Source organism: Micromonospora sp. C31 (assembly GCF_018070575.1).
Lineage (GTDB): Bacteria > Actinomycetota > Actinomycetes > Mycobacteriales > Micromonosporaceae > Micromonospora.
The window spans coordinates 26,454-37,494 of record NZ_JAGPXN010000002.1 but is presented as its reverse complement, the minus strand read 5'-3'; the positions used below and the strand labels follow the sequence as shown (position 1 = coordinate 37,494).

Below are 11,041 nucleotides of genomic sequence, written 5' to 3'. Positions count from 1 at the left end.
ACTCCTCGCGCTCACCGTCACCCCCCGTGATCTGCCGCTGCCGCAGCGTTGGCCGCCGTCGGCAGGGCGGCGGCGATCTGCTCCAGAGCGGCGTCGTCCAGCGCCGCAGACACGAACCACGCCTCGAATGCGCTCGGCGGCAGGTAGACGCCGCCGGCGAGCATCGCGTGGAAGAACGCCTTGAACGCCGGCACCCGCTGGGTGCGGGCGCTGTCGTAGTCGAACACGTCGGCGTCGGTGAAGAAGATCGAGAACATGTTTCCCGCGTACGACAGCCGGTGCGGGACCCCGGCGGCGGCGAGCGCATCGGCGGCGAGCCGGCCCACGACGGCGGCCGTGTCGTCCAGCTTGCGGTAGAGCGCGTCGTCGGCGAGCCGCAGGGTGGCCAGGCCGGCGGCGCAGGCCAGCGGGTTACCGGAGAGCGTGCCGGCCTGGTAGACCGGGCCGGCGGGGGCCAGTCGCCCCATGATCTCCGCGCGCCCGCCGAACGCCGCGGCCGGCAGCCCGCCACCCATGACCTTGCCGTACGTCCACAGGTCGGCGTCGGAGGGGTCGAGGCCGTGCCAACCGGCGCGGGAGACCCGGAACCCGGTCATCACCTCGTCGACGATGAGCAGCGCGCCGTGCGCGTGCGCGATCCGGGCGAGCTGGGAGTTGAAACCGTCGCGCGGGGCGACCACGCCCATGTTGCCGGCAGCGGCCTCGGTGATGATCGCCGCGATGTGCTGACCCTCGGCGGCGAACGCCTGCTCCACGGCGGCCAGGTCGTTGTACGGCAGCACGATCGTGTCGCCCGCCGCCGCACCGGTCACCCCCGGCGAGTCGGGCAGGCCGAGGGTCGCCACCCCGGAGCCGGCGGCGGCCAGCAAACCGTCGGAGTGCCCGTGGTAGCAGCCGGAGAACTTGATGATCCGGGAACGGCCGGTGAATCCACGCGCCAGTCGGATCGCCGACATGGTGGCCTCGGTGCCGGAGTTGACCAGCCGGACCTGCTCGACCGGGGTCCGGTCGACGATCTCGGCGGCCAGCTCGACCTCGCCCGGGGTGGGGGTGCCGAAGCTCGTGCCCCGGGTCGCAGCCGACCTGATCGCCTCCACGACCTCCGGGTGGGCATGGCCGAGGATCAGCGGGCCCCAGGAGGAGACCAGGTCGACGTAGCGCCGGTCGTCGGCGTCGTAGAGCCAGGGTCCCTCCCCCCGGACCATGAAGCGCGGCGTGCCGCCCACGGCACGGAACGCGCGCACGGGGGAGTTCACCCCGCCGGGCACGATGGCCTTGGCGCGGTCGAACAGGGCCTCGGAGGCCGGCGCGTCGGCCGGGTAGCGGCCAGATCCGGCGGGAAACATATCGGTCACGATGCCGCCATTGTGTCAGCGTCGGGCGGAGAATCGGCAGGCACCCCGCGCCGGGGTTACCAGGCTCACCCGGACCGGCCTCCCACCGCCGCCTGACGGAGGCCCGCTTCCGCTCCAGGGGTTGCCGACTCCCGGTCCGCCGGAACGTCTCCGCTGCGACACCTCAGGAGCGTCGCCGCGGCCGATCCGCGGGGTGGGTCGTCGTCGGCGTTCTGGCGCCGCGAAGGGATGCTCACGCTGCCGGGAGCGGGGTCGGGGGCCTCGGCTGGCTCGGTCGCCACGGCTCGGCGGGCCGGGTGGCTCGGATCGCGCTAGGCTGGCCCGGTGGATCGTGCCGAACTGTCCATCACGCTACACCGGACGGGCGACGAAGTTGTGCTTCGCCTGGCCGGTGAGATCGACATGCTCACGGCCGCCCAGCTGTCGACCGTCGTCAACGAGGTCCTCGCCGAGCCGCCGCCGCGGATCGTCCTCGACCTGGCGGGGGTCACCTTCTGCGACTCGCAGGGCCTCGGCACCCTCGTCGTGCTCAGCCGCAAGGCCAGCCACGCGCAGAGCCTGCTGATCCTGACCAACGTCGGTGACTTCCTGCTGCGCGTCCTGGACATCACCGGCCTGCGCAGCGCCCTGATGATCCGCAACGACCAGACCACCGGCTGACTCCCCGCCCGACCCACGCGTCGACTTCCCGTGGCGGGCAGGCGATCTTGGCAGGAGACGGCCCCCACCAGCTACCACGATCTCGCTGTGGCGTCCTGCCCGGTGTCGATGATGACGTCAGCCCGGACGATCGGACCATTCCCGCCGGCTGACCTCATCGTCGACGGGCGAGGCCGGGACCCGGGTCCGACCCGCGGAGAGGGCTGGAGGTCCCGGGCCTGCGGGCAGGCCGGGACCCCGGGCGCCGGGCGGGGGCCGGAGGCTGTGGACCGGACGGGTGAGTCAGGAGGTGTTGCCCCAGCGCGCCTCTTCGAGGAGCTGCACCGCGCGGTCGCGGCCGTCCGGATCGTCCAGGCGCAGCACCGTGGTGGCCTCGTCGACCGCGTCCGTAAGGACCCGCAACTGCGCGTCGCGCTCCCGCACCAGGTCGGACTGGGCCGCGAGCTGCCGGGTCTTCACCCACAGCTCGACGAAGACCGACACCTTGGCGCGCAGCACCCACGGGTCGAACGGCTTGGTCAGGTAGTCGACCGCGCCGACCGCGTACCCGCGCAGCGCGAGCTGGGCGTCCCGGTCGGCGGCGGTGAGGAAGATGATCGGCACGTGCCGCGTACGCTCACGCCGCTTGATGTGGCTGGCCGTCTCGAAGCCGTCCATGTCCGGCATCTGGGCGTCCAGCAGGATCACCGCGAAGTCGTCGACCAGCAGCTGCTTCAGGGCCGCCTCGCCGCTCTCGACGGCGACGGACTGCACCGGCAGGCCCTGGAGAATCGCCTCCAGTGCCATCAGGTTCTCCCGGCGGTCGTCCACCAGCAGCGCCTTTGCCATCTGGGTCACGAACTCTCCTCGGTTCGGCTGCCGCTGATCCAGGACGACATGAGTTCGATCAACTCGTCCAGGTCGACGGGCTTGGTGATGTAGTCACTTCCTCCGGCCGCCAGCGCCGACTCGCGGTCGCCGGGCATGGCCTTCGCGGTCAGGAAGACGATCGGCAGGTCGGCGAACCGGTGGTTGCGCCTGATCTGTCGGGTCGTCTCGTACCCGTCCTGATCGGGCATCATCGCATCCATCAGGACGATGTCCACCTCCGGATGCTCGGCCAGCAGGCGGACTCCGTCCGCCCCGTTGTCCGAGTACAACACGGTCAGGCCGTGCAGTTCCAACGCGCTGGTCAGCGCGAAGACGTTGCGCACGTCGTCGTCGACGATCAGCACGGTGGCTCCCTCCAGCCGCCGGGTGGCCGGCGTGGAGGCCGGCTCGGGCAGCTCCGGCGGCGGCATGAGCAGCGAGGAGGGCAGCCCGGCCCGCGCCGGTGACGGCGGCAGCGGCGCGACCACCGCGTCCGGCGCGAGCACGTCCGGCACGAAGAGGGTGAACGTCGAGCCCTGGCCGGGCGCCGACGCCACGACGATGCTGCCGCCCAGCAGCCGGGCCAGGTCCCGGCTGATCGACAGCCCCAACCCCGTACCGCCGTAGCGGCGGCTGGTGGTGCCGTCGGCCTGCTGGAACGCCTCGAAGATCAGCGACAGCTTGTCGTCGGAGATGCCGATGCCGGTGTCGACCACGGTGAACGCGACGACCTGCCGCGCGTTGGTCAGGGCCGGCACGTCGAAGACCACGCTGTCGGGTGCCGGGGCGATCCGCAGCGTCACCGCCCCGTCGTCGGTGAACTTGACCGCGTTGGAGAGCAGGTTGCGCAGGATCTGCTGGAGTCGCTGGGCGTCGGTGACCAGCGCCTCCGGCAGGTCCCTGCTGATCCGGACCTGGAAGTCCAGGCCCTTCTCCTCGGCCTGCGGCGCGAACGCCTGCTCCACGTAGCCGCGGATCTCGTCGAACCGGACCGCCGTGGGCTCGACGTCCATCCGCCCCGCCTCGATCTTGGACAGGTCCAGGATGTCGTCGATCAGCGACAGCAGGTCGGAGCCGGCGCCGTGGATCGTACGGGCGAACTCGATCTGCTTCGGCGTGAGGTTCTGCTCCGAGTTCTCGGCCAGCAGCCGGGCGAGCAGCAGCAGCGAGTTCAGCGGCGTACGCAGCTCGTGGCTCATGTTGGCCAGGAACTCGGACTTGTACGCCGACGCCCTCGTGAGCTGCTGGGCCTTCTCCTCCAGGCCGAGCCGGGCCAGCTCGATCTCCCGGTTCTTCGTCTCGATGTTGCCCTTCTGCTCCGAGAGCAGCTGCGCCTTGTCCTCCAACTCCGCGTTGGTGCGCTGGAGTTCCGCCGACTGCTCCTGCAACTCGTGGGCGAGCCGCTGGGACTGCGCGAGCAGTTCCTCCGTACGCCGGTTGGCCTGGATGGTGTTGACGGCGATGCCGGTGGTGAGCACGAGCCGCTCCAGGAACGACAGGTGCAGCTCGGAGAAGGCCGCCACGCTGGCGAACTCGATGACCCCCAGCAGCTCGCCCTCGAAGAGCACGGGCAGCACGACCAGGTCGGCCGGCGGGGTCTCGGCGAGCCCGGAGCGGAGCATCAGCCTGCCGTCGGGCGCACCGCCCATCCGGATGGTGCGGCGGGACAGGGCGGCCTGGCCGACCAGCCCCTCGCCGGGGCCGAAGGTGACCTCGTGTCCCCGCGCGACGTAGCCGTAGGAGGCGGTCAACCGCAGCCGCATCACGCCCTCGGAGTTGTCCGACAGGAAGAACGCGCCGAGCTGCGCGTCGACCAGCGGGGTCACCTCCATCATGATCATCCGACAGACCTCGCCCAGGTCGCGCTGCCCCTGGAGCAGGCCGCCGATCCGGGCCAGGTTCGAGTCGAGCCAGCCCTGCTCGGCGTTCTTCTTGGTCGTCTCCCGAAGGGTGACGATCATCTGGTTGATGTTGTCCTTCAGCTCGGCGACCTCGCCCTGCGCCTTGACCGCGATCCGCTGGGTCAGGTCGCCACGGGTCACCGAGGTGGAGACCTGCGCGATGGCGCGTAGCTGGGTGGTGAGGGTCGAGGCGAGCTGGTTGACGTTCTCGGTGAGGTCCCGCCACGTGCCGGAGACGCCCTTGACCTGGGCCTGACCGCCCAGCTTGCCCTCCGAGCCCACCTCGCGCGCGACCCGGGTCACCTCGTCGGCGAACGACGACAACTGGTCCACCATCGTGTTCACCGTCGACTTCAGCTCCAGGATCTCACCCTGGGCGTCGACCGTGATCTTCTGCGACAGGTCGCCCTTCGCCACCGCCGTGGTGACCGAGGCGATGTTGCGCACCTGCGACGTCAGGTTCGACGCCATCGAGTTCACGTTGTCGGTCAGGTCCCGCCACGTACCCGAGACGCCCTTGACCTGCGCCTGACCACCCAGCTTGCCCTCGGTGCCCACCTCACGGGCCACCCGGGTCACCTCGTCGGCGAACGACGACAACTGGTCCACCATCGTGTTCACCGTCGACTTCAGCTCCAGGATCTCACCCCGGGCATCCACGGTGATCTTCTGCGACAGGTCGCCCTTCGCCACCGCGGTGGAGACCTGGGCGATGTTACGCACCTGGGCGGTCAGGTTCGACGCCATCGAGTTCACGTTGTCGGTCAGGTCCCGCCAGGTGCCGGCGACACCCCGCACCTGGGCCTGACCGCCCAGCTTGCCCTCGGTGCCCACCTCACGGGCCACCCGGGTCACCTCGTCGGCGAACGACGACAACTGGTCCACCATCGTGTTCACCGTCGACTTCAGCTCCAGGATCTCACCCCGGGCATCCACGGTGATCTTCTGCGACAGGTCGCCCTTCGCCACCGCCGTGGTGACCGAGGCGATGTTGCGCACCTGCGACGTCAGGTTCGACGCCATCGAGTTCACGTTGTCGGTCAGGTCCCGCCACGTGCCCGAGACGCCCTTGACCTGCGCCTGACCACCCAGCTTGCCCTCGGTGCCCACCTCACGGGCCACCCGGGTCACCTCGTCGGCGAACGACGACAACTGGTCCACCATCGTGTTGACGGTGTTCTTCAGCTCCAGGATCTCGCCCTGAGCGTCGACCGTGATCTTCTGCGACAGGTCGCCCTTCGCCACGGCGGTGGAGACCTGGGAGATGTTGCGTACCTGGCTGGTCAGGTTGCCGGCGAGCTGGTTGACGTTCTCGGTCAGGTCACGCCAGGTGCCGGAGACGCCGCGCACCTGGGCCTGGCCCCCGAGCTTGCCCTCGATGCCCACCTCGCGCGCGACCCGGGTCACCTCGTCGGCGAACGACGACAACTGGTCCACCATCGTGTTGACGGTGTCCTTCAGCTCCAGGATCTCGCCCTGCGCCGCCACGGTGATCTTCTGCGACAGGTCACCCCGGGCCACCGCCGTGGAGACCTGGGCGATGTTGCGCACCTGCGACGTCAGGTTCGACGCCATCGAGTTGACGCTGTCGGTCAGGTCCTTCCACGTGCCGGCCACGTTCGGCACGTCGGCCTGCCCGCCGAGCTTGCCCTCGGTGCCCACCTCCCGGGCCACCCGGGTGACCTGCTCGGCGAAGAGACGCAGGGTGTCGGTCAGGTAGTTCATGGTGTCGGCCAGCTCGGCGACCTCGCCGCGCGCGCTGACCGTGATCTTCTGCGACAGGTCGCCCTTGGCCACCGCCGTCGCCACCTGGGAGATCGACCGCACCTGGCCGGTCAGGTTCGACGCCATGGTGTTCACCGAGTCGGTGAGGTCCTTCCAGGTGCCGGCGACGCCGCGTACGTCGGCCTGGCCGCCGAGCTTGCCCTCGGTGCCCACCTCCCGGGCCACCCGGGTGACCTCGTTCGAGAAGGACGAGAGCTGGTCGACCATCGTGTTGACCGTGCGGCCGATCCGCAGGTACTCACCGCGCAGCGGCCGGCCGTCGATCTCCAGGGCCATGTGCTGGGAGAGGTCGCCGTCGGCCACCGCGACGATGACCCGGGCGATCTCGGTGGTCGGTCGGCCCAGGTCGTCGATCAGCGAGTTGACCGCCCGCTGCCCCTCCGCCCAGGAGCCGTCCAGTCCCTCGTCGTCCAGGCGCTCGGTGAGCCGACCGTCCCGGCCGACGATCCGGCTGATCCGCCGCAGGTCGAGGTACTGCCGCTCCTGGAGCGACACGACCTCGTTGAAGGCGTCCGCGACCTCACCGGCCCGGCCCGCCCGGCGGGGCAGCCGGACCTTCAGGTCACCCCGACCGACCCGCCGCAGTGCCTCGGTCAGCTCGCCGAGCAGCGCCTCGTGGTCGGGCGCGGACGAGTCCGCGGTCGCCGACTGTCTCGTGGTCATCATTCCTCGCTCAGCTCGGGGGCCACCGGCTCCTGCCGACGCCGGCCATCCCATCATTGTGCCCGCGAGCTCCCTCATGCCACGCCCACGCGCCCACCCCACCCTCCCCCACCCCACCTGCCCGCTCTCTCCCGCCCCACCCGCCCGACGGTCGATCGCGCGGTCGTGGCGCTCCCGAAACGGGCGAAAGGTCAGTAACGGGCCGCAGGGATGCTCGATCGACGAGGTGGGAGGGCGGGGCCCGGGCGCCCGTACGGGCATCGGCTTGGCACCTACGCGGGTGGCGGTGGAGGATACGGGGATGTCAGCGGAGGCGGGGCCCGCGGCGACCGGGGGCCGAGACGAGCACGTCCGGCGGGTCAGGCTTCCCGCAGACCGGCGTACGCCCGCCGCCGCGCGGGCCCTCGTGCGCTCCGTCCTCACCGAGGCCCACCTGGACGCACTCGCCAACGAGGCCATGCTGCTCACCACCGAGCTCTCCACCAACGCCGTGGAGCACGCCCGCACCGAACTGGACATCGAGGTGGTCGCCGACCCGGTCGGAATCACCGTCACCGTGTCCGACTTCGCAGCCGGCCCCGTGGAGGAGCTGATCGTCGGGGTCCGCAACGACGCCACCGACATCGACGAGGTCTCCGAGCGCGGCCGGGGGCTGCTGCTGGTCGACCACTTCGCCAGTCGCTGGGGCACCACCTACCTGCCCACCGGCAAGGGGGTCTGGTTCCGGCTGGACCTGCCCGGCCCGGCCGCCCGTGACGAGGCAGCGGGGCGGCCCGGCGCGGCGACCGCCGGGGGCGGCACGCCGACCACCCCGGAGAGTTCCGCGCCGAGCGCCAGCGCCATGAGCGAACTGATGCAGACCACCCCCGACCCGTACGCCGAGGATCCCCTGCCCGACTTCGCGACCGGCCTGCTCACCCGGGTGGCGGAGATGGTCGGCGCGGCGGGCGGGGTCGTGCGGCTGGACCGGGGCGACGGGCAGGGCATCCAGGTGCTGGCCCGCTACGGCCGCCAACCCCGGCCCGGCAACGAGCTGCTGCGGGTGCCGCTGGCCGTGCACCGGCCGTACGCCGGCGAACTGGAGCTGGACGCGGCCCCGTCGGCGTACGCGCGACCGCTCGCCGTGCTGATGGCCGAGCGGCTCTCGCTGCACCTGGAGAACGACCGGCTGCGCCGGGCGGACGTCCGCCGGCAGGCCTGGCTGACCTTCCTCGCCGAGGCCAGCGAGCTGCTCGCGCAGTCGCTCGACGTCGAGTTGACCATGGCGCTGATCCCCCAGCTCGTGGTGCCCCGGCTCGGGCAGTGGTGCGCGGTGCACACGACCGACGAGTGGGGCCGGCTCCGCCTCGCGGCGGCCAGCCACGCCGACGAGTCGGTACTGCCCCAGCTGCACCAGGTGCTCGATGAGACCGGCCCGGACTCGGTCCAGGCCCGGCTGCGCGAGGCGTCGCGCAACGGCACCCAGATGCCGCTCGGCGCCCCGATGGAGGGCTTCGCCGTCCCGCTGATCGCGCGCGGTCAGCGGCTCGGCACGCTGGCTGTCGGCCGGCACCAGCGGCACCGGCACGACCCGGACGAGGTCGCCGTGCTGGAGGACGTCGCCCGCCGGTCGGCCCTGGCCATCGAGAACGCCCGGATCCACGCCGAGCGCCGGCGCGTCGCGCACACGCTCCAGCAGTCGCTGCTGCCGCCGGTGCTGCCCGTGGTCGAGGGCATCGGCTTCGCCGCCGAGTACGTCCCGACGGGCGGCGACGTCGACGTGGGCGGCGACTTCTACGACGTGGTGCCCCTGCCGGACGGACGCTGGCTGGTGGTGATCGGCGACGTCTCGGGCAAGGGGGTGCAGGCCGCGACGGTCACCGGGCTGGTCCGCGACGTGATCCGGGTGCTGGTGGGTGACGGCAAGCCGCTGCCGGAGGCGCTGGCCCGGGTCAACGAGACGCTGTTCGATCGGGGCGGCGGGCGCTACTGCACGCTGGCCCTGGCGGCGGTCGGCCCCGGCGACGGCGACCAGCTCGACGTCTCCCTGCACCTCGCCGGCCACGACCGGCCGGTGCTGCTGCCCGCCAAGGGCGGGGCACGTTTCGTCGGCACCGGGGGCACCGCCCTCGGCCTGCTCGACTCGATCGCCTCCCCGACGGCGGAGGTGCCGCTCGATCCGGGCGACTCGCTGATCTTCTACACCGACGGGGTCACCGAGCGGCGGCGCGGCCGGGAGCTGTTCGGCACCGACCGGCTGCGCGAGGCCGCCGCTCCGCTGGCCGGCTACTCGGCCGACGTGGTCGCGGCCCGGCTCCGCTCGACGGCGATCGGCTTCTCGGCCGAGGCGCCCCGCGACGACATCGCCATCCTGGTGCTGCGCAACGACGCCAGCTGAGGCCCGCGTGGCAGGACCGGCCCGGCCGTCGCGGTCGGACCGGTCCGCTCCCACCCCCGCGCTCTCACAGGCCGCCGGGGAGGCGGCCCGGGGCGAGGCGGCGGTGGGGGTCGAGGTGCGCCTTGGCCGCGCGCAGCCGGGCCAGCCCGGCCAGCTCGCCCCACAGGTCGACGGCCCGCCGGACGGCTGCCGGCGCGGAGACCACCACGCACCGGCCCTGCCGGGCGAGGAGCACGCCGCGGACGGCGGCCAGGATCGACGCCACCCGGTCGGGGGACATGGCGCCGGGCAGGGCCGCGTGCACCACGCCGAGGCCGGCGGAGCCGCGCACGGGGACGGGGCCGCCGGCCGCGTCCCGCAGCGCGTAGACGGCGGCGTGCAGGTCGGCGATGGGCACCTCGATCCGCAGCGCCGTGTCGCCCGGGCCGAACGGGTAGCGCCGCCACCACTCGGGTGCGGCGTGGCTGGCGACCGTGCCCGGGCCGAGGAGCGCGACGAGCCGGTCCGTGCGCTCGGCGACGTCGGCCGGGCCGCCCTCGAGCAGCACCACCAGCCGCCCGGCGCCGGCCGGGCCGCCGCCGGCACGCCCCGTCATGGACGGGTGAGCGGCCATCGCGGCGGCCCGGCTGCCCTGGCGCGGCCGGGGTCCCGCGCCGGCCGGCAGGTCGATCTCGACCGCCGCCGGGTCGAGGCGTGCGGCGAGCACGGTGCGGACCAGGTCGTGCACCTCGAGCGGGGTCCACACGGGTCGGCTGACCCAGATCCGGCCGGCCGGGACGGCCTGCACCCGGAGGGTCGCGGAGACCAGCACGCCGAGCGCCCCCTGCGAGCCGCAGAGCAGGCGGGCCAGTTCCAGCCCGGCCGCGCCGCCCCCGGCGTCGACCAGTTCGCCGTCGGCGTCGAGGTAGCGCACCCGGACCAGTTGGTCGCAGGGGCTGCCGTGGCGGTGCCGCAGGGGCCCCGCCTCGCCGGTGGCGAGCACGCCGCCGAGGGTGGCCCCGGCCGAGGGGGCGTCGAGCGCCAGGCGCTGCCCGGTGCGCTCCAGAGTGGACTGGACCGCGCGCAGCGGGGTGCCCGCACCGACCTCCGTGGTGGGCGAGCCGACCGGCTCGTGGCCGATCCCGGCGAGCCGACCGGTGTCGAGCATGATGTCGACCCGGTCGGGAGCGGCACCCCAGTCGATCTTCGTGCCGGCGCCGCGTGGCACCACCTTCAGGTCGTGCCGGGCGGCGAGCCGCAGCACCTCGGCCGCGGCGTGCGCCCCGCCCGGGACGGCGACCCAACGGGCCGGGCGGCCGGCCACCTCGTCGGCGGGGCCGGCGAAGCGGGCGAACGGCGGGCCGCAGATCGCCGTCAGCCGCCGGGTGATGTCGAGGGCTCCGGGCCGGTCGGTGGAACTCGCTGCAGCCGCCATGCCGGCCATCGTACACATGTTCGAAGAATGTGGCGGC

At 72.7% G+C, this 11,041-nt stretch carries 6 protein-coding genes; 2 read left to right on the top strand and 4 right to left on the bottom strand.

What is annotated here, in order from left to right:
* Nucleotides 1-17 precede the first annotated feature (17 nt).
* A complete protein-coding gene (hemL, locus tag KBX06_RS05005; RefSeq protein WP_210833006.1) occupies nt 18-1,355 on the bottom strand; it encodes a glutamate-1-semialdehyde 2,1-aminomutase in 1,338 nt (445 codons plus the stop codon).
* 324 nt (nt 1,356-1,679) lie between these two features.
* Between hemL and KBX06_RS05000 the strand changes: the two genes are divergently transcribed.
* On the top strand, nt 1,680-2,015 hold the full coding sequence (locus tag KBX06_RS05000) for an STAS domain-containing protein (RefSeq protein WP_210833005.1): 336 nt from the start codon (nt 1,680-1,682) through the stop codon (nt 2,013-2,015).
* Between the two features lie 282 nt (nt 2,016-2,297).
* Here the strand turns inward: KBX06_RS05000 and KBX06_RS04995 are convergent, their stop codons facing one another.
* Together KBX06_RS04995 and KBX06_RS04990 are read right to left on the bottom strand one after the other, a co-directional pair.
* On the bottom strand, nt 2,298-2,852 hold the full coding sequence (locus KBX06_RS04995) for a two-component system response regulator (protein WP_210833004.1): 555 nt from the start codon (nt 2,850-2,852) through the stop codon (nt 2,298-2,300).
* Entirely contained in the window at nt 2,849-7,216 is a 4,368-nt protein-coding gene (locus KBX06_RS04990) for a HAMP domain-containing protein (protein WP_210833003.1), read from the bottom strand. The genes KBX06_RS04995 and KBX06_RS04990 overlap by 4 nt, the downstream gene beginning before the upstream one ends.
* A gap of 298 nt (nt 7,217-7,514) precedes the next feature.
* Here KBX06_RS04990 and KBX06_RS04985 point away from each other — a divergent pair, with 298 nt between their 5' ends.
* Nucleotides 7,515-9,590 carry a SpoIIE family protein phosphatase gene (locus KBX06_RS04985; RefSeq protein WP_210833002.1) on the top strand — a complete coding sequence of 692 codons (2,076 nt, stop codon included), beginning with the start codon at nt 7,515-7,517 and terminating at the stop codon, nt 9,588-9,590.
* Nucleotides 9,591-9,654: 64 nt separating this feature from the next.
* On the opposite strand, the gene KBX06_RS04980 is transcribed toward KBX06_RS04985, so the two are convergent.
* Entirely contained in the window at nt 9,655-11,004 is a 1,350-nt protein-coding gene (locus tag KBX06_RS04980; RefSeq protein ID WP_210833001.1) for an FAD-binding oxidoreductase, read from the bottom strand.
* Between the last annotated feature and the right edge of the window lie 37 nt (nt 11,005-11,041).